Here is a 17,942-nt window from a genome sequence, read left to right as displayed (position 1 = left end):
CAACTCAGTTCATTTCTTTCCCGGCGGATGTGCCGCCGACGATACGCAACTCACCGACCTGGCCTCCCAGGATGCCGCGAGCATGCTGAGAGAGCCCGCCATCGCTGATGAGAACGCTGGCCTCGTCGAGCCGCGCGATGGTACTCACCCCCACCGTTCCCCACTTCGTGTGGTCCGCGACGACCACCGTTCGACGAGCAGCCGCAACAAACGACCGGTTGGTCTCTGCCTCGAGCATGTTCGGGGTCGTGAAGCCGGCGCCGTCATCCATGCCGTGTACACCGAGGAAAAGCGTGTCGAGATGGAGTTGGTGCAGAGCCGAAATTGCAATCGGACCTACCAGGGCGTCGGACGGAGTGTGATGTCCGCCGGTCAGGATCACCTGGGTCGTCGACTGCGACTCTGCTGCCTGCTGGTAGAACACTCCGGCGATCTGCACCGAATTGGTGACCACAGTAAGACCCGACTGCGTGGACAGTAGCTTCGCGATCCGCCAGGTCGTCGTTCCCGCGCTCAGGCCGATCGCTGCCCCCGGCTCGACAAGGGTCAACGCCTCTTGGGCGATCGCCTCTTTCTCGCGAGCCTCCCGCGCGAGCTTTCGTTCGAATCCTGGCTCATCCGTGCTCAGGCTTCCCGGCAGTTTTGCACCACCGTGCACCCTTTCGAGGATGTGGTCGACCACGAGTGCATCGATATCGCGGCGAACCGTCATCTCGGCGACTTCGAGCAGCACGGCGAGTTCAGCCACGCGCACGGTGCCATACTCGCGGGCCCTCGACACGATCGCGCTCTGGCGAGCTGCGGCGAGCCTCACGGGATACCTGGAAACGCAAGGCCGTCGTAGGCCTCCCCTGCTTCGCACATCCGAGGATCACCCCTTGCTCGCACCCAGGGTCAGTCCCGCGATGAACTGCCGTTGCAGAACCAGATAGATGATCAGGGTCGGGATGACGGTGATCACCGCTCCAGCGGCGAGCAGATTGTAGTCGGAGAGGAACTGACCTTTGAGATTGTTGATCGCGGTGGTTACCGGCAATTTGTCTCCACTCTGGATGAAGATGAGTGGCCAGAAGTAGTCGTTGTAGATGAAAATCACTTCGAGCGTGCCGAGTGCGGCCAGGGCCGGGCGACAGAGCGGCATGATGATGGCGGTGTAGTGACGCCAGACGCCTGCACCATCGACTCGGGAGGCCTCGCTCAACTCGGGCGGAATCGCTTTCATGAAGTTCGAGAGCACGAAGGTGCAGAACCCGATCTGGAATGCCGTATTCACGGCAATCACGCTGAAGAAGGTGTTGAGCAGGCTCCCGGAGTCGCTCAACCAATACGGCAGTGAGAAGTTCTTGAACACCTCGAACAACGGCGCAGCAAGCACCTGCGGTGGCAGAAGGTTGCCCGCCGTGAAGGCGATGAGCAACGTCACGTTGAATTTCCAGTTGAACCGACTGACCGCAAAGGCCATCATCGACGCGAAGAACAGGGTCAGGATCACGGCGGGCACCGTGATGATCAGGGAGTTGCCGAAGTAGGTGAGGAATCCCCCCTGCGTCCAGGCCTGCGCAAAGTTGTCGAAGTTAAATGAGCCGCCGAGGCTGAAGTACCCGTATTTATCGGTGGCCGACTTGGGCCGCAGCGACGTGTAGAGCGTCCAGACCAGAGGCACAAGCCACATGACCGCCATGACAGTGAGAAACAGATAACTGCCCCAGTGCGACTTCTTCCGCGGTATCCTCACCGCCGCACGCGAGGACGAGGCGAGCAGCGATCTGTCGACGGATGTCGCGCTCATCAGAGCCGTTCCTTTCTGAACGTGCGGGAAAGATAGATCACGATAGGAACGAGCGAAATCACGAGGAGCACCGTGGCGAGCGCCGAGCCGACGCCGATCACCTGTCCCTCGCCCACGAGATTTTGGATCACCAGAACGCTGAGCAATTCCAGACCGTTCGTGCCCTTGTTGATTACGTAGACGATGTCGAACGCGCGAAGCGACTCGATGATGGTGATCACCACTATGACGATGTTGGTCGGCTTCATAGCCGGGAACACGACCCGGAAGAAGGTCTGCGGTCCATTGGCACCGTCAAGCGCGGCCGCCTCACGCAGGCTCGAATCGACGCCTTTCAGCCCCGCCAGGTAGAGGATCATGACGTAGCCGGCATGACGCCAGGTCGCCGCGACCATGGCTGCCCACAGGTTGACGTCGGAATCGCCGAACCAATCGACGGCGCGAGGGGTGTTCGCCGTCCCCAGTAGATAGTTGAGCAGGCCGTTGTCCTGGGAGTAGAACAGCTGCCAGATGATCCCGATCAAAGCGAGCGACAGCATCACCGGAATGAAGAAGATGCTCTGGTAGATACGACTGCCGCGGATCTTCTGGTCGAGTACCACCGCAAGCAGCAACCCGAGCGGGGTACCGATCACGCCAAGGAACAGCAACCACAGAACGTTGTGGCCAACCGCAGGCCAGAAGGGTGTGTAATCCGAAAAGATGTAGGCGTAGTTGCTCAGTCCGGCCGGTTTGATGTCGCTCAGCGCCAAACCGTTCCAGCGCACGAACGACAACCCGATAGAGATGAGGGTCGGTATCCACACCAGTAGGAGCTGAATGAGGGTGGGGATACCGACCATGAATCCGAGTACGACGCGGTCACGGGTACTCAGTTCACGAAGTCGACGACGACGCACCCGCTGGCGTCGTGGCGGCGGCGAACCGGTTTCGACCCGCACCGACGTAGCTGACACGATGTAGTCGCCCCGGTTACTGGGCGGCGTAGAGGGTCTTCGCCTGCGACTCGATGTTCTTCAGGTCGACAGTGCCGTCCTTGATGAACGCCTGCATCGCCGGCTCCAAAACGTTCGTCGCCATCGCAGGAAGTGCGTCGCGGTCGAAGAATTGACTGATCGATTTAGCGTTCGAGATCACGTCGGCGAGTTTCTTCGTGAAGTCGCTGTACCCGGAGGTATCAGCATCCTTTGCTGTCATGATGTTGGACTTGTCGACGGCATAATATGCCCCCTGACCCGCACCGGTTCCCATGTAGGCCAGCAGATCGCGGGCAGCCTTGTTCTCTCCGCCACGCTTGGAGAGCATCAGGCCATCGATCGGTGCCTCGACCGCATCCTGACCCTCGACCTTCATCTCGGGGAACGGAAAGAAATCGATGTCGGCGAGGATGGCGGGATCCGTGTACTGCTGGGTGATGAACGAGCCCATCAGCATCATGCCCGACTGCTTGTTGCCGAGCTTCTGCGCGCCCTCCTGCCAGGTCATTCCCAGAGCATTCGGGTCCTGATACGGAAGCATCATCTTCCAGGCATCGAACACGTCGCTGACCTTGGAGGAGTCCCAGCCCTCCTTGTGAGCACAGAGGTCGATGTGAAACTGGTAGCCGTTGAGGCGCATGTTGAGATAGTCGAACGTGCCGCAGGCCGGCCAGGCATCCTTGTCGGTGAACTGGATCGGGATGATGCCGTCGCTCTGCATCTTCTTGGCGAGCGTCTCGAACTCATCCATGGTCTTGGGCACCTGGTAGCCCTTTTCCGCCCAGAACGACTTGCGGTAAAAGAAGCCCCATGGATAGTTGTAGTTGGGTACGAAGTACTGCTTGCCGTCGGTCGCCGTCGAGGCCTTCTTGAGGGCTGGCGAGTAGTTGCCGCCGATCTTGTCCCACACATCGCCGAGTTCTGCGACGAGCCCTTTGTCGGCGTAATAGCGCATGCGATATCCGGCGAACCAGGTGAACGCGTCGTCGGGGCTTCCCTGCAGATAGTTGTTGATCTTGTCTTGGAACCCGTTATGGTCGACGGTATTCGTCTTGACATTGTCCTTGGACTTCTTCTCGAACGCGGACACGAACGCAGAGTAAGCCTTCTTCGGTACCGCATCCGACGCGTTCGAGCCGAACGTCAGGCTGCCCGTCGAAGCACCTCCACCGCCGGATCCTGTCGACGTACATGAGGCGAGAGCCGGCACAGCCATGAGCCCGAGCGCGCTGAATCCGATCCCCTTGAGAAGACTGCGTCGTCCGAGTTGTAGACGCTCTGCGGTGTTACTGACCTCGTGCATTGCCACTCCTTTGTGCATGCGGTGTGAAAAACTGTTGGGTGAACTACTTTTCGTCAACCGAACAAATCCGAGTATATTCTTTCAAATTCGAACGTCAAGCCTGCGCGTTCGTGACGACGTAGCGAACTGTCTCGGTCGTCGACTAATCCTCCGTGCGCGAAACGCGAACCATATCGTCACGCGGCACCACCTTGATGCGCACCCGACCCTCCGGCTCCCCCAGTGCCAGTTCGTGCTGGTCGAGGCGGTGCCAACCGTCAAGGTCGGTGTACTCCACGCCGCGGCTCTCCAGCAGTTCGACGATGGCCGACTCGTCCGGATGCGACGGCGCCCACCAGCTCGCCTGGTCGTTCACGAGATTCTTGATGGTCTCCATCGCATCGCTCTTGGTGTGACCGATGAGGCCGACCGGGCCGCGCTTGATCCAGCCCGTGGCGTAGACGCCGTGAAGCTGCTCGTCGTTATCGTCGAGAACCTGACCTTCGCGATTCGGGATGACGCCGCGCTTCTCATCGAATGGGATGCCGTCGAGCGGTGAGCCGAAATACCCGACAGCGCGGTAGATGGCCTGGATCGGAATCTCGCGAATCTCGCCAGTGCCGCGTACGCCGCCCTCGCCATCCGGCTCGGTGCGCTCGTATCGGAATGACTCGACCGCATCCGAACCGACCACCTCGACAGGCTTGGCGTAGAAGTGCAGATGCAGCCGTCGCGACGCCTCACCGGCGGGCCGTGCACGCCACTGCGTGAACACCTTGTCGATCACGAAGACCTGCTTGTTGCTGGTGATCGCGGCCTTCGATGCCTCGTCGTAGTCGAAGTCCTCATCGTGCACGATCATGTCGACATCGCACAGCTCTCCCAGCTCCCGCAGCTCGAGCGGGGTGAACTTCACCTGCATCGGGCCGCGGCGTCCGAACACGTGCACATCGGTGACGGGTGAGGCGGCCAGACCCTCGTGGACGTTCGCCGGAATCTCGGTTGGGAGCAGGTCATCCGCATGCTTGGCGAGGATGCGCGCCACGTCGAGCGCGACGTTGCCGTTGCCGATGACGGCGACCTCCTTCGCCTTCAGCGGCCACTCCCGCGGATAGTCCGGGTGACCGTCGTACCAGCTCACGAAATCAGCGGCGCCGTAGCTGCCGGGCAGGTCGATTCCCGGGATGTCGAGGTCGGCATCGCGCACCGCCCCGGTAGAGAAGATCACGGCGTTGTAGTGCTTCTTCAGGTCGTCGAGCGTGACGTCACGCCCGTAGAGCACGTTGCCGAAGATTCGGATGCGCCCGGTGTCGAGCACGTCACGCAGCGCGCTGATGATGCCCTTGATGCGCGGGTGGTCAGGCGCAACGCCATAACGGACCAGTCCGTAGGGAGCAGGCAGCTGCTCGAAGAGGTCGATCGAGACGTCGAAGCCGCGCTCCGTCTTGAGCAGGATGTCCGCCGCGTAGATGCCGGCGGGGCCTGCGCCGACGATGGCGAGTCTCAGTTTCGTCATGGTTGTCCTCTCGTTGGTGCGGTCTCGGCGTGCCCGACCTGCACAGCGTTAGTTCGAGCGCTCGACGATCGTCTCGGCGAAGCGGGTGAGTGCCTTCTTGACGGGCCCGTCAGGCAGTGGGACGAGGGCCTCAATGGCCTCCCTCGACCAACGGTGCGCTTCATCGAGTGTCTTGCGGGTGACATCGTGCTCGCGGAGTTCGGCGATGGCGGCAACGAGCTCTCGGTCGTCCGCTTCACCGTAGTGGGCCGCGTTCACGTCGCGTTCGATGCGGGTGAGAAGCCCAGCGGCATCCGAATCCGTCACTGCGAGCTCGCGCAGGTACAGCAACGGAAGCGTCGAGACACCGGATCGCAGGTCGGTGCCGGCGGTCTTGCCGGTGGTCTCGGCCTCCGGGGAAAGGTCGATCACGTCGTCGACGAGTTGAAAGGCGACGCCGACCTTCTCGCCGAAGATCATGACGGGCTCGCGGAACTCTTCCGGAGCGTCACCGAAGAGCACACCCATCTCGGCCGCGGCGGCGATGAGGGACCCTGTCTTGTCGGCGAGTACCTGGATGTAGTGGGCGATCGGGTCTTCGCCATCGCGCGGTCCGATGGTCTCGTGCAACTGTCCGAGGCAGAGCCGCTCGAAGGTGTCGGCCTGAAGGATGATCGCTCGCTCGCCGAGCGTCGACATCAGTTTGCTGGCCCGCGCGAACAGCAGGTCGCCCGTGAGGATCGCCACCGAGTTGCCCCACACGCTCTGCGCGCTGGGGACGCCGCGGCGCATGTTCGCCTCATCCATGACGTCATCGTGATAGAGCGAGGCGAGGTGGGTGATCTCGAGTGCTTCGGCTGCGGTGACCACGCTGGCGTTATTGCCCTTACCGAGCTGGGCGGTGAGCAGGGTGAGGGTGGGGCGCACGCGTTTTCCGCCGGCTTCGAGCAGGTAACGGCTCGTGACATCCGCGAGGTTGTCGGCGAAGGACATCTCTTTCAGAAGGCCCGCCTCGACAGCGTCGAGCCCCTCCTCGATCGCGGCGGCGAACCTGCGTTCGCTGGCCGAGGAGAAGAGCTTCTCGCCGAGACCGAGCGCGGAGGTGAGGCTGTTGCTGCGCCTGGTGAGCGGCACACTGGGGGTCACTGTGGTCAACCTAACCGTCTGGAAGCGATGAAGCCCTAGGGCTTCGTCGCCGCAGCATCATTCGGCTTGGATGCTGCCGGAGTGGACGTCTTGGGTGCGGTCTTCGCGCGGGGTGCGCGGGTGCGCACCGGCTTGCGACCACGGTGCAGTGCGACGACGCCGACGGTGAGATTGCGGTAGGCGACGCGGGTGAAGCCTGCCCCGCGGATCCACTGGCTCAGGGTGACCTGGTCTGGCCATTCCCTGATCGAATCCGCGAGGTAGGTGTAGGCCTCGGGGTTCGAGCTCGCCGCGTCGACGATGGTGGGCATGACGTAGCGCATGTAGGCCGCGTATCCGGCGCGAAACAGCGCGCGCGGCGGCTTGGAGAACTCGCAGATCACGAGTCGGCCGCCCGGCTTGAGCACGCGATACATCTCGGCGAGGGCTTTCTTCGGGTCTTCGATGTTGCGCAGACCGAAAGAGATGGTGACCGCATCGAATTCGTTGGCCTTAAACGGCAGCGCCATCGCGTCCGCTTCGACGAAAGTGATGTTCGGATGTTTCTTGCGCCCGACCTCGATCATGCCGGCCGAGAAGTCGGCGGCCACGACATCCGCCCCCGTCTTGGCCAGTGCGGCGGAACTGGTTCCGGTACCCGCGGCGATGTCGAGGATGCGTTCACCGGCCTGCGGCGCAACCGCCTTCACCGTGGCGACTCGCCAAATGAGGGAATTGCCCATCGAAAGGACGGAGTTCGTGCGGTCGTAATGCTGGGCGACCCCGTCGAACATCTCGGCTACCTCTTGGGGTTGCTTGCTCAAATCTGCCTTGGCCACGCATCCAGTCTAGTTCAGCGTTTCCGGCGGTCAGCGGGCACTCGGAATGGGCGGGATAGTCTGAGACGGTGATCGGTCCAGCGCTCTCCGACCCCGGGATTCCGGTCCCCTCACTCGTCGTTGAAACCACAGAGACCGCCGACCTCGGGCCGCTCGTTCCGCTGCTCGACCGGGGGCATCCGTTGCTCTGGATGCGTCGCGGATTCGGCCTCGTCGGGCTCGGCGAGGCCCTGCGCCTGGAGTTCACCGGCCCGACCCGGATGACCGAGGCAGCAGCAACATGGCAGCGGGTCGTCGCTGCCGCGACGGTCACCGATCCGTTGGCCCGCACCGGCACCGGCCTGCTCGCGATGGGCGCCTTCGCCTTCGCCGACCATTCCGACCAGACCAGCGTGCTCATCGTGCCCTCCGTAATCATCGGCCGCGACAAGGGCCTGAGCTGGGTGACGCGCATCGGCGTCGGCGAGCTGGCGCCGATGTCCATCCCGTCCATCGACCCGGTGGATGAACCGTTCCGCGTCACACTCGAACCGGGCAGCCTGTCCGCCGACGGTTACCGAGCGGCGGTGGCATCCGCTGTCTCGCGCATCCGCGCACATGAACTGAACAAGGTCGTGCTCGCCCGCGATATCGTCGGTCGGCTTCCGGATCACGCGGACCTCCGCTCGCTCATCGCCACCCTCGCCCTCGGCTATCCCGACTGCTGGACCTTCAGCGTGGACGGCTTCGTCGGCTCCAGCCCGGAGACGCTGGTGAGTGTCGATAACGGCTCCGTCTCGGCGCGAGTGCTTGCCGGCAGCGCTGCCCGCGGTACCGACGAGAGTTCTGACCAGGAGGCGGCGACGGCTCTCGCAACCTCGGCAAAAGACCAGGACGAGCACCAGTTCGCCGTGCAGAGCGTGCTCGCCTCACTGCGCGCGCACAGCCCTAACGTCACGGCCAGTGAGGTGCCGTTCACCCTCAAACTGCCGAACCTCTGGCATCTGGCGAGCGACGTCGACGGCGAGCTCACCGACGGCTCCACTTCACTCGATCTGGTCTCGGCCCTGCATCCGACGGCAGCGGTCGCCGGCACGCCGACCGCCGATGCTCTCCGACTCATCGACGAACTCGAGCCATTCGATCGCGGTCGCTACGCAGGACCCGTCGGGTGGGTCGGGGCACGCGGTGACGGCGAGTGGGCGATTGCGCTGCGGAGCGCTCAGGCGGCATCCGGCACCATCACCGCATATGCCGGCGCGGGAATAGTCGCCGAGTCTGCACCCGAGCGAGAGCTGCTGGAGACCCGGATGAAGTTCCGCCCGATCGCGGAAGCGCTCAGCTAGCAGCGAGCCGCGCCTTCTCCGCCTCTACGTCGTAGTCGACCTGCGGCCAGTCCAGCTTCATTCCGCGCAGCGCATCGAGCAGCAGTTGCTGCACGGCAATGCGGGCGTACCACTTGTGGTTGGCGGGAATGACGAACCACGGGGCATCCTCGGTCGATGTCTTCTGCACGGCCAACTGGTAGGCCTCCTGGTACTGCGGCCAGAGCGCACGTTCGTCGAGGTCCCCAGGGTTGTACTTCCACCGCTTCTCTGTGCGCTCGACTCGGTCGGTGAGTCTGGATTTCTGCTCCGCCTCGCTGATGTGCAGCATCACCTTCACGATGGTGGTTCCGCTCGCGACGATCTCCTTCTCGAACTCGTTGATCTGCGTGTAGCGATGGGCGATCGCCCCGGGTTCTGCAAGGTTGCGCACCCGACCGATGAGCACGTCCTCGTAGTGGGAGCGGTCGAAGACGCCCACCATGCCGGGCGGCGGAAGCTTCTTGCGCACCCGCCAGAGGAAGTCGTGGGAGAGCTCCTCCTTCGTCGGCTTCTTGAATGCGTAGGCGCTGATCCCCTCCGGACTCACACCACCGATGACGTGCTCAACGATGCCACCCTTGCCCGCCGTGTCCATCGCCTGCAGCACAAGCAGCAACGATCGCTTGCCTTCATACCGACTCTCGGCCCAGAGCCGCTCCTGCAACTCGTTGAGCTCTGCGCCATTCGCCTCGAGGATCTTCTCGCCGGCCTTCTTGCTTCCCTCGATGCCGGGAGTCGAGGAGGTGTCGACGTCGGCGATCACGAAGCCCTGCCCGACCTTTAAGAGCTCGCTGGGACTGGATTTCCACGCAGAGTGTGCCATGGGCCGATGTTACCCGTGCGCCGCGTTTACCGCGCGCGCAGTCCTCACACTTTCTTGCGCCCTTCCTTTCTCGCCGTCGCCCTCACGTCCCACGTCTCGTGAGTCGTCGGAAATGGCGCCACAGCGCGCAGTAATCAGCCATTTTCGACGACTCGACGGCGCTGAGCGCGCAATACCGCTCAGACGGGCGGGCGGGCGCGTGAGCGTCCGCTTCAGCGCGACAGCGGCACTTCGATGAGCGTGGCGCCGTCGGTCGCCGAGAGCGCTTCGTCCAGCTCCCCGCGATTCGTCGCACGGCGGTACTCCCAGCTGTAGGCCGCGGCGAGCGCGGCGAAGTCGACGGACTGTGGCGTGTAAAGCACGCGGTCGAAGGCGTCCTTGGGGGCGGTCGCAGCGACCTCGAGGCTGTCGAAGATGGTGCCGCCACCGTCATTGCCCACGATCACCTGGATGCGCGGCTTCTCCGCGCCGACACCGAACAGCAGAGCCCCCGCGTCGTGCAACGTGGCGAGGTCGCCGAGCAGAACGCGGGTGACCCCCGCGGCACCGGCTCCGGGCTGGCTCGCCATGGCGATTCCCAGTGCGGTCGCGATGGTCCCGTCGATGCCAGCGAGGCCACGGTTCGCGTGAACCGGGATCTTCTTGCCCGGCAGCACCGCATCCGCGACCCTGATCAGTCGGGATGCCCCGAGCACGAGCCTGTCGTGCGGCCAGCTGGAGCGCCAGACCGCTTCGACGAGCATGCGCCGGGTGACGGGCTCGCGGAAGGCGGCCAGCTGTTCCCGGGCGAAGTCGCCAGGACGATCACCAGACAGCAGCGGAGCGGCATCGGCATCGGCATCGAGGATGCCGCGACTCGCGTGCACCCAACTGCCGAGCCAAGCGCGGGCCTCGGTGGAGTCATCCGGCGCGCCATTGTGGGCGACTGCCTCATCGATGCTGGCAGCACGGTGCCCGGGGTTGTACGCCTCGGCCGCGGAGCCGCGCACGATGTGCACCTCGACGCCGTCCCGCTGCAGCAGCACCGGAACCTCGCGGCTGAGGGTGGGATGCCCGAAGACGAAGGCGCGTCGCACCCGTCCGCCGAACTCGACGTCATTCAACAACTCGCGATAGGCGACGACGAGGTTCGGACCGAACCGCGAGCCGCTCGACACCTCGGCGAGCAGTGGGACCCCGAGGGACCGGGCGAGGGCTTCGGCATCCGGTCCGGCGGCGTGGCCGGCGATGACGACGGTGTTGGGCGCGTGATCGACAGCGACAGGGCTGGTAACACGCGCCGCCGGCCAGGCGTGCGGACCGAGCGGCGGGAGCGTGCCGACCGGGCCGGAGAGCGGCTCCCGAAAGCCCATATTGAGCTGGACAGGCCCCGGACTCGAGGAGTGCCCGGCCGCTGCCGAGTAGGCCTCGTGCGCGAGCTCGCCCGGGTACTCGGGGTCGAAGCCGGTGGCGCTCGGTGCCTCGACCTCGCGCAGCCAGCCGACAGCCGATCCGTAGATGCCCAGTTGCTCAGTGGTCTGGTTGGATCCGATGCCGCGTAGTTCCGGCGGTCGATCCGCGGTCAGCAGGATGAGCGGGACGCCGGAGTGACGCGCCTCCAGGACCGCTGGGTGCAGGTTTGCCACCGCGGTGCCCGAGGTGGTGATGATGACGACCGGGGTACCCGTCTCGACGGCGAGCCCGAGCGCGAGGAATCCGGCGACCCGTTCGTCGATGCGCACGTGCAGTCGTACGAGGCCCGCGTCGTCGAAGGCGGCGGCGGCCAGGGAAAGCGCCTGCGATCTCGAACCGGGGCAGAGCACGACTTGCTGCACGCCACGACGGATCAGCTCGCCGAGAACGGCGACCGAGAAGTCTGTCGCCGGGTTCGAACCCGGCACTAGTTCTTGGTTGTGTCTTGGTCGTCGTCAAGTTCGGCGAGACGCGCCTCGAGCTCGCGGATGCGCTCGTCGCGAGCCTTGTCTTCACCGAGTTGGCGGAGGAAGACCGGGTCGTCGTCCGGCGCGACCGGACCGCTGTTCGCCTGCACCTGCGCGTGGCTGCGTGAGTAGCGTTCCTTGCCGAGCGCGAACCAGAGGATGCCGCCGAACGGTGAGAGCAGCACGATCAGGATCGCCCAGAAGATCTTCGGCAGGCCGCGCACGTCTTCGTCACGCGTCCTGATGCAGTCGATGAAAGAGAAAATCGTGAACGCGAGGGAGATGATTCCTACGATGAGATACACCCTTGCCATGTGCAGATTCTAAGCTGCATTCCTGTGCACCGCCGACGGACCCTCAGGCAGCGGTGCTTAGACTGGTGGCCGTGTATTCGCGCCAGTGGCTTCTGTACTCCCTCATTCGTGTGGGCGTCTTCGCTGTGGCGCTCGTCGTACTCGTTCTGGTCGGGCTGAACTTCATCATCGCCACCATCGCCGCGGCCGTGATCGGCTTCTGCTTCTCGTACATCTTCCTGCGCAACCAGCGCGACGCCGTGGCAAAGAGCATCCAGAACATCCGCACCCGCAAAGACACGGACACGGACAACGACGTCGAGAACGAGATGCTCGACCGCATCGACGAGAACCTAGAAGGCGATGGCGGCCGCAAGCCCTAGCCCGAAGACGAGCACGGTCAGAGTGGTGAGCTTCAGCGCGAGGATCAGCTCTGGCGCCGTCTTCGCGGTCAGGGTAATCACGATCGCCGGCAGCGCCGCGAGCAGGGTGAAGTAGACGAACGGCGCCTTGTCGTAGAAGAGCGAGAAGAACACCAGGATCGCGAACGGGATGAGCATGAAGACCGCGTAGAGGATGCGGCCGGCCAGACTGCCGACTCGAACCGCGAGGGTGCGCTTCTTCGCCAGTTTGTCCTGTTCGATATCGCGCAGGTTGTTCACCATGAGCACAGCGCAGGCGAGGAAGCCGACCGACACCGCGGACAACCAGCTCTCGATGTTGACCGAGCCCACCTGAGTGAACGTGGTTCCCACGGTCGCGACGAGGCCGAAGAACACGAAGACGAAGATCTCACCGAGACCCAAATAGCCGTATGGCCGTTTCCCGCCGGTGTAGAAGTAGGCGGCGACGATGCAGACGACGCCCACGGCGATCAGCCAGTAATAGCCGGTGAGGATCGCCAGGATCAGCCCCGCGATGCCGCCGAGGGCGAAGAACACGAGAGCCACGATCAGCACTGTGCGGGGTTTCGCCGCACCGGAGCCGGTGAGCCGCGACGGGCCGACCCGATAGCGGTCGGTGCCGCGCACACCATCGGAGTAGTCGTTGGCGTAGTTCACGCCGATCTGCAGGCCGAGAGCTACCGCGAGGGCGAGCAGCGCGCGCACCCAGTGCCAGCCAGGACTGGAAATCAGGAACGCGGATGCCGTGCCGAGCGCGACCGGCGCGATGGCGATCGGCAGCGTGCGCAATCGCGCCCCGCCCACCCAGTCGCTGAAGGTCGCCTTCTTCACCGCGTTACGCGGCGGCTGGCCGCCCGGCCGGCCGCCCTTGGAGCGAGCGGGAACCTTCGACGGATCGATGCGTTTCTGGACGGGTCTGCTCGCGTTAGCCACGCACAAATCCTACTGAGGGGCTGACGCCGCGCCTTCCCAGCCAGCTGCCAATTCGCCAAGCGTGACGCGATCCGGCTTGCCGCTTGACAGCATCGGCAGCTCGTCGAGGTGGATGAACGCGGCCGGCGCCGAGGCCCGACCGAGAGCGGCCGCGACGGCGGTGCGCAGATCCTCGAGTCGCGCCGATCCCGTGGAGAACAGCACGGCGACCTCGCCCCACTCTGCACTCGGCGCACGGACAGCCACGGCATCCGCGAGTCCCGCAATCGAATGCGCGGCTCTCTCGATCGCCGCGAGCGACACCTTCACCCCGCCGGAGATGAGGATACCGTCGAGCCGACCGGTCACCGAGAGTACGCCGTCGACGACCTCGCCCGTGTCGCCGGTGCGATACCAGCGATGGCCGTCCGCCTGGTGGAAGCTGGAATCCGTGCGCTCCGGGTCCCCGAGATAGCCCTCGGCCAGCATCGGTCCGGCGAGTTCGACCTGTCCGTCGACGATGCGCGCCTGGGCGGACCCGATGGGCACGCCGTCGTAGACGCAGCCGCCCGAGGTCTCGCTCGAGCCGTAGGTGCGGGTGATGTTGAGGCCCAGCTCGATGGCGCGGGTCAGCAGATTCGGCGAAAGTGCCTGCCCGCCGATCAGCATACGGTCGAAGCGACGGAGCTGTTCGAGCACGCTCAGGTCTTCCTCCCCTACAGAAACGAGGCGCGCCAGCTGGGCCGGAACCAGCGAGGTGAATCGCAGTTCTGCATCCATCAGGGTGCTCGCGGCGGCGAAGTCGCGCGGATCGAAGTGCCCTTGCGGCAGCACGATGGGCTCGGTCTGTGCGGCGAGCGAGCGCACCAGCACGTTGATCCCGGCGATGTAATGGGTGGGCAGCGCGAGCAGCCATTGCCCTGGGCCGCCGAGCGCGGTGTCGGATGCCGCTGCGCTCGCCAGCAGCGCGTCGGAGCTCAGCGCCACCCTCTTGGGTGTGCCGGTGGAACCGCTCGTCTCCACCACGAGCGCGATCCGTTGCTCGACCGCCTGTTGGACCGGAGAGCTCGGGGTGCCCGGCAGGATCGAATCGCCGCCAGCGAGCGCCTCCCGCAGCGCGCGGAACACCAGATCGGGGTCTTCGGCGGGAACGACCCGAAGCTGCCGGGTCATGGCTAGAACTGCCAGGGGTACGGTGACCAGTCGGGTTCGCGCTTCTCGAGGAAGGAGTCACGGCCCTCGACTGCCTCGTCGGTGCCGTAGGCGAGCCTGGTGGCCTCGCCGGCGAACACCTGCTGGCCGACCATACCGTCGTCCACCGCGTTGAAGGCGAACTTGAGCATGCGGATGGCCGTCGGCGACTTGCCCATGATCTCGTTGGCCCACTCGATCGCCGTGGTCTCGAGCTCCGCGTGCGGCACGACGGCGTTGATCGCACCCCTGTCGTAGGCACGCTGGGCGTCGTACTCGCGGGCGAGGAAGAAGACCTCGCGCGCAAACTTCTGCCCGACCTGGCGGGCGAAGTAGGCGCTGCCGTAACCGCCGTCGAAGGAGCCGACGTCGGCATCCGTCTGCTTGAATCTGCCATGTTCGAGGGAGGCGATCGAGAGGTCGCAGACAACGTGCAGCGAGTGGCCGCCGCCGGCCGCCCAGCCGGGGATCACGGCGATGACGACCTTGGGCATGAACCTGATGAGCCGCTGCACCTCGAGGATGTGCAGCCGGCCCGGCCCGCTGGAACCGTCAGCGTACTGGTATCCGTCACGGCCGCGGATGCGCTGGTCGCCTCCGCTGCAGAAAGCCCAGCCGCCGTCTGTGGGGCTCGGCCCGTTGCCGGTGAGCAGCACGACGCCGATCCGCGGATTCTGGCGCGCGTCGTCGAGCACGCGATAGAGCTCGTCCACCGTCTGGGGGCGGAAGGCGTTGCGCACCTCCGGCCGGTTGAAGGCCACGCGGGCAACGCGGCCTGCGGTGTCGTGGTGGTAGGTGACGTCGGTCAGTGCGTCGAAGCCGTCGACCGAAGCCCAGGCGCTCGCATCGAAGAGGTCGGAGACGTGAGGCATGACCTCAGCCTACGAGCCGTCGAGTGCAGCGAACAGCCAGACCAGAACGAGAGGATTGCCGACCACGCTCAGCGCCATCGCCGCCACGCCCCACCAGCGGCCGACGTTCAGGATGACGGCGGCCAGCCCGGCGAGGAAACTCACGATGGTCAGCACGATCACCACCCAGGCCAGCGCGGTCGCAGCGGTCCAGTCCCGACCGCTGCCGACGCCGATCGCCACACCCTCCAGCACGACGACCAGCACCGCGAAGACGAGAGTCGTCAGGCCGAACCAGCGAGGAAGGCGTTGTGACCACGTTTCGGCCGAGGATGTTTCGGCTGGCATTGCATCGATCGACATGGGTTCAGGATATGGCAGCCCGGCTGGTACAGACTGGAGGCATGTTGCCGCCGCTGTCAGACATCCTCGCTTCCGCCCGCGTCGTCTCGCTGCCGCTGCGGCAGAAGTTCCGTGGCGTCGAGACCCGCGAGGTCGCGCTCTTCGAGGGTCCTGAGGGCTGGACGGAGTTCTCGCCGTTCCTCGAGTACGACGACGAGGAGTCGTCGGCCTGGCTGACCGCCGCCATCGACTTCGGGTGGAGGGCAGCACCGCCTATCTTCCGCAGCGGCATCCGGGTCAATGCCACGCTGCCCGCGGTCGACGCGGCCAAGGTTGCCGTCATACTCGACCAGTTCCCCGGCTGCCGCACGGTCAAGGTCAAGGTGGCCGAAGCCGGACAGACGCTGGCGGATGACGTGGCGCGCGTCGCCGCCGCACGCGAGTATCTCGGCGCAGAGGGGCGTATCCGCCTCGACGCGAATGCCGGCTGGAACGTGGACGAAGCGGAACACGCTATCCACGCCCTCGCTCCCTACGACCTCGAATACATCGAACAGCCCTGCGCGACCGTCGACGAGCTCGCCGACATCCGCAAGCGCGTCAAATACATGGGCCTGTCCATCGCCGCAGACGAGAGCGTGCGGAAGGCGAGCGACCCGCTCGAGGTGGCAAGGGCCGGCGCCGCAAACCTGCTGGTGATCAAGGCGCAACCGCTCGGTGGCATCCACCGCGCCCTGTCGATCGTCGATGAGGCCGGGCTCCCCGTCGTGATCTCCAGCGCCCTGGAGACCTCGGTCGGCATCTCTATGGGGCTGTATCTCGCAGCCGCCGTGAGCGAGCTGCCGTACGACTGCGGACTCGCCACGGTGAGCCTGCTTGCCGCCGACGTGACCTCCGATTCGCTGGTACCGGTCGAGGGCGCGATCGATGTTCGACGGGTCGTGCCCGACGCCGCGCTGCTCGATCGCTACGCGGCCGACGCCGAGCGCACCGCATGGTGGCACGAGCGCCTCGAGCGCTGCCACGCGCTGCTGAAGGAATAGTGCTCCGGAGCCGGCGGTTAGGGTTTCATGCATTCGCATAGAAACAGAGGCAGGTAATGGCACAGCAACTCGAGTTCGGACTCGACACTTTCGGAGACGTCACCAACGACGCAGACGGCGGCAAACTCCCCTACGCGCAGGTGCTGCGCAACCTGGTGGCGCAGGGTGTGCTCGCCGATCAGGTCGGTCTCGACTACATCGGGGTCGGTGAACACCACCGCGAAGACTTCGCGGTCTCCGCTCCCGAGGTCGTGCTCGCCGCGATCGCCGCGAAGACCGAGAACATCCACGTCGGCACCGCCGTGACAGTGCTCAGTTCGGATGACCCGATCCGGGTGTTCGAACGGTTCGCGACGCTCGACGGCATCTCGAACGGCCGCGCGGAGGTCATCCTCGGCCGCGGTTCCTTCACCGAGTCGTTCCCCCTCTTCGGATTCGACCTCGGCCAGTATGAGCAGCTGTTCGAGGAGAAGCTCGAACTCTTCGCTGAGGTGCGCAAGCAGCATCCGGTTACCTGGTCAGGAGCCACGCGTCCGCCGCTCACCGAGCAGCGGGTCTTCCCTCCGCTGGCGAACGGCCTGCTGAGGAGTTGGATCGGCGTGGGCGGCAGCCCGGAGTCTGTGGTGCGCACCGCCCGCTACGGTTTCAACCTCATGCTGGCGATCATCGGCGGCGATCCTGCCCGCTTCGCGCCCTACGTCGACCTGTTCCACCGCGCGCTCGCGCAGTTCGAACAGCCGACACCGGCCATCGGCGTCCACTCCCCCGGACACATCGCCGAGACCGACGATCAGGCCCGCGAAGAGCTCTGGCCACACCACTCAGAGATGACCAATCGCATCGGCAAGGAGCGCGGTTGGGGTCCGATGAGCCGCGAATCCTTCGAGCAGGAGGCCGACAGCGGCTCCCTTTACGTCGGATCGCCGGAGACCGTCGCCCAGAAGATCGCCACGACCGCGAAAACTCTCGGCCTCGATCGCTTCGACCTCAAGTACAGCAACGGCACGCTCTCCCACGAGAAGCTCATGACGAGCATCGAGCTCTACGGTACTGTCGTCGCCCCGCGGGTGCGGGAGTTGCTCGCGGAGTAACTGCGGCGGCGCGTGAGCCGTGGGGGTGGGGGGGGGGGGGGGGGGGGGGGGGGCCCCCGCCCCCCCCCCCCCCCCCCCCGGGCCCCCCCCCCCCCCCCCCGCCGCCCCCCCCCCCCCCCCCGCCGCCCGCCCCCCCCCCCCCCCCCCCCCCGCGCGCCGCGCACGCCCCGGCCGCCGGGCCGCCGCCCGGAGACCGGCCGACGCCAGGCTGCTCGCTTCG

18 protein-coding genes are annotated in these 17,942 nt (G+C 65.2%); 4 read left to right on the top strand and 14 right to left on the bottom strand.

Features of this window, described 5'->3' with window-relative positions; translation table 11 throughout:
- Positions 1-4 precede the first annotated feature (4 nt).
- The 7 genes from ABIB56_RS04840 to ABIB56_RS04810 form a co-directional block, all read right to left on the bottom strand.
- A complete protein-coding gene (locus ABIB56_RS04840) occupies positions 5-814 on the bottom strand; it encodes a DeoR/GlpR family DNA-binding transcription regulator (RefSeq protein WP_354567862.1) in 810 nt (269 codons plus the stop codon).
- A 57-nt stretch (positions 815-871) separates the two neighbouring features.
- Positions 872-1,789 (bottom strand): carbohydrate ABC transporter permease, encoded by a 918-nt coding sequence (locus ABIB56_RS04835; protein ID WP_354567860.1) that lies wholly within the window; start codon positions 1,787-1,789, stop codon positions 872-874.
- Positions 1,789-2,745 (bottom strand): carbohydrate ABC transporter permease, encoded by a 957-nt coding sequence (locus ABIB56_RS04830; RefSeq protein ID WP_354567859.1) that lies wholly within the window; start codon positions 2,743-2,745, stop codon positions 1,789-1,791. Before ABIB56_RS04830 ends, ABIB56_RS04835 begins: the two co-directional genes overlap by 1 nt.
- A gap of 16 nt (positions 2,746-2,761) precedes the next feature.
- Positions 2,762-4,069, bottom strand: a complete 1,308-nt coding sequence (locus ABIB56_RS04825; RefSeq protein ID WP_354567858.1) for an ABC transporter substrate-binding protein — start codon at positions 4,067-4,069, stop codon at positions 2,762-2,764.
- Between the two features lie 142 nt (positions 4,070-4,211).
- Positions 4,212-5,564: an FAD-dependent oxidoreductase gene (locus ABIB56_RS04820; RefSeq protein WP_354567857.1), complete on the bottom strand. Its 1,353-nt coding sequence runs from the start codon at positions 5,562-5,564 to the stop codon at positions 4,212-4,214.
- 48 nt (positions 5,565-5,612) lie between these two features.
- Positions 5,613-6,689, bottom strand: coding sequence for a polyprenyl synthetase family protein (locus ABIB56_RS04815; RefSeq protein ID WP_354567855.1), 1,077 nt, complete (start codon positions 6,687-6,689; stop codon positions 5,613-5,615).
- Between the two features lie 35 nt (positions 6,690-6,724).
- A complete protein-coding gene (locus ABIB56_RS04810; protein ID WP_354567854.1) occupies positions 6,725-7,507 on the bottom strand; it encodes a demethylmenaquinone methyltransferase in 783 nt (260 codons plus the stop codon).
- Positions 7,508-7,575: 68 nt separating this feature from the next.
- On the opposite strand from ABIB56_RS04810, the gene ABIB56_RS04805 reads away from it, so the two are divergent.
- A complete protein-coding gene (locus tag ABIB56_RS04805; protein WP_354567852.1) occupies positions 7,576-8,832 on the top strand; it encodes an isochorismate synthase in 1,257 nt (418 codons plus the stop codon).
- Here ABIB56_RS04805 and ABIB56_RS04800 read toward each other — a convergent pair.
- The 3 genes from ABIB56_RS04800 to ABIB56_RS04790 form a co-directional block, all read right to left on the bottom strand.
- Positions 8,825-9,676 carry a PPK2 family polyphosphate kinase gene (locus tag ABIB56_RS04800; protein WP_354567850.1) on the bottom strand — a complete coding sequence of 284 codons (852 nt, stop codon included), beginning with the start codon at positions 9,674-9,676 and terminating at the stop codon, positions 8,825-8,827. The two genes, ABIB56_RS04805 and ABIB56_RS04800, sit on opposite strands and share 8 nt — an antisense overlap.
- Positions 9,677-9,888: 212 nt before the next feature.
- Complete coding sequence (gene menD, locus ABIB56_RS04795) at positions 9,889-11,556, bottom strand: 2-succinyl-5-enolpyruvyl-6-hydroxy-3-cyclohexene-1-carboxylic-acid synthase (protein ID WP_354567849.1); 1,668 nt, start codon at positions 11,554-11,556, stop codon at positions 9,889-9,891.
- Positions 11,556-11,909, bottom strand: coding sequence for a PLDc N-terminal domain-containing protein (locus tag ABIB56_RS04790; RefSeq protein WP_354567848.1), 354 nt, complete (start codon positions 11,907-11,909; stop codon positions 11,556-11,558). Before ABIB56_RS04790 ends, menD begins: the two co-directional genes overlap by 1 nt.
- 71 nt (positions 11,910-11,980) lie before the next feature.
- On the opposite strand from ABIB56_RS04790, the gene ABIB56_RS04785 reads away from it, so the two are divergent.
- Positions 11,981-12,271: a DUF4229 domain-containing protein gene (locus tag ABIB56_RS04785; protein ID WP_354567846.1), complete on the top strand. Its 291-nt coding sequence runs from the start codon at positions 11,981-11,983 to the stop codon at positions 12,269-12,271.
- Here the strand turns inward: ABIB56_RS04785 and ABIB56_RS04780 are convergent.
- The 4 genes from ABIB56_RS04780 to ABIB56_RS04765 are packed head-to-tail and all read right to left on the bottom strand — an operon-like array spanning position 12,242 to position 15,609.
- Complete coding sequence (locus ABIB56_RS04780) at positions 12,242-13,225, bottom strand: 1,4-dihydroxy-2-naphthoate polyprenyltransferase (protein ID WP_354567845.1); 984 nt, start codon at positions 13,223-13,225, stop codon at positions 12,242-12,244. The genes ABIB56_RS04785 and ABIB56_RS04780 overlap by 30 nt on opposite strands.
- A gap of 9 nt (positions 13,226-13,234) precedes the next feature.
- Positions 13,235-14,377 carry an AMP-binding protein gene (locus ABIB56_RS04775; protein ID WP_354567844.1) on the bottom strand — a complete coding sequence of 381 codons (1,143 nt, stop codon included), beginning with the start codon at positions 14,375-14,377 and terminating at the stop codon, positions 13,235-13,237.
- A 2-nt stretch (positions 14,378-14,379) separates the two neighbouring features.
- The gene (locus tag ABIB56_RS04770) at positions 14,380-15,267 is read right to left on the bottom strand and encodes a 1,4-dihydroxy-2-naphthoyl-CoA synthase (RefSeq protein ID WP_354567843.1); all 888 of its coding nucleotides are present in this window, start codon (positions 15,265-15,267) and stop codon (positions 14,380-14,382) included.
- Positions 15,268-15,276: 9 nt separating this feature from the next.
- Positions 15,277-15,609, bottom strand: coding sequence for a hypothetical protein (locus tag ABIB56_RS04765; RefSeq protein WP_354567842.1), 333 nt, complete (start codon positions 15,607-15,609; stop codon positions 15,277-15,279).
- Positions 15,610-15,650: 41 nt separating this feature from the next.
- Here ABIB56_RS04765 and ABIB56_RS04760 point away from each other — a divergent pair, with 41 nt between their 5' ends.
- Positions 15,651-16,631 (top strand): o-succinylbenzoate synthase, encoded by a 981-nt coding sequence (locus ABIB56_RS04760; RefSeq protein ID WP_354567841.1) that lies wholly within the window; start codon positions 15,651-15,653, stop codon positions 16,629-16,631.
- 56 nt (positions 16,632-16,687) lie between these two features.
- Positions 16,688-17,722: an LLM class flavin-dependent oxidoreductase gene (locus ABIB56_RS04755; RefSeq protein ID WP_354567840.1), complete on the top strand. Its 1,035-nt coding sequence runs from the start codon at positions 16,688-16,690 to the stop codon at positions 17,720-17,722.
- The last annotated feature ends 220 nt before the right edge of the window (positions 17,723-17,942 follow it).

Origin of the sequence: Glaciihabitans sp. UYNi722 (genome assembly GCF_040549465.1) — a bacterium.
In the GTDB taxonomy this organism is placed as follows: domain Bacteria; phylum Actinomycetota; class Actinomycetes; order Actinomycetales; family Microbacteriaceae; genus Lacisediminihabitans.
This window is presented reverse-complemented; position numbering and strand designations above follow the sequence as displayed.

Bases quoted from the DNA above. Each gene is read 5' to 3' on its own strand.
- ABIB56_RS04835 (WP_354567860.1), bottom strand. From the start codon at position 1,789: ATGAGCGCGACATCCGTCGACAGATCGCTGCTCGCCTCGTCCTCGCGT.
- ABIB56_RS04825 (WP_354567858.1), bottom strand. From the start codon at position 4,069: ATGCACGAGGTCAGTAACACCGCAGAGCGTCTACAACTCGGACGACGC.
- ABIB56_RS04820 (WP_354567857.1), bottom strand. From the start codon at position 5,564: ATGACGAAACTGAGACTCGCCATCGTCGGCGCAGGCCCCGCCGGCATC.
- ABIB56_RS04800 (WP_354567850.1), bottom strand. From the start codon at position 9,676: ATGGCACACTCTGCGTGGAAATCCAGTCCCAGCGAGCTCTTAAAGGTC.
- ABIB56_RS04790 (WP_354567848.1), bottom strand. From the start codon at position 11,909: ATGGCAAGGGTGTATCTCATCGTAGGAATCATCTCCCTCGCGTTCACG.
- ABIB56_RS04775 (WP_354567844.1), bottom strand. From the start codon at position 14,377: ATGACCCGGCAGCTTCGGGTCGTTCCCGCCGAAGACCCCGATCTGGTG.
- ABIB56_RS04770 (WP_354567843.1), bottom strand. From the start codon at position 15,267: ATGCCTCACGTCTCCGACCTCTTCGATGCGAGCGCCTGGGCTTCGGTC.
- ABIB56_RS04765 (WP_354567842.1), bottom strand. From the start codon at position 15,609: ATGTCGATCGATGCAATGCCAGCCGAAACATCCTCGGCCGAAACGTGG.
- ABIB56_RS04760 (WP_354567841.1), top strand. From the start codon at position 15,651: ATGTTGCCGCCGCTGTCAGACATCCTCGCTTCCGCCCGCGTCGTCTCG.
- ABIB56_RS04755 (WP_354567840.1), top strand. From the start codon at position 16,688: ATGGCACAGCAACTCGAGTTCGGACTCGACACTTTCGGAGACGTCACC.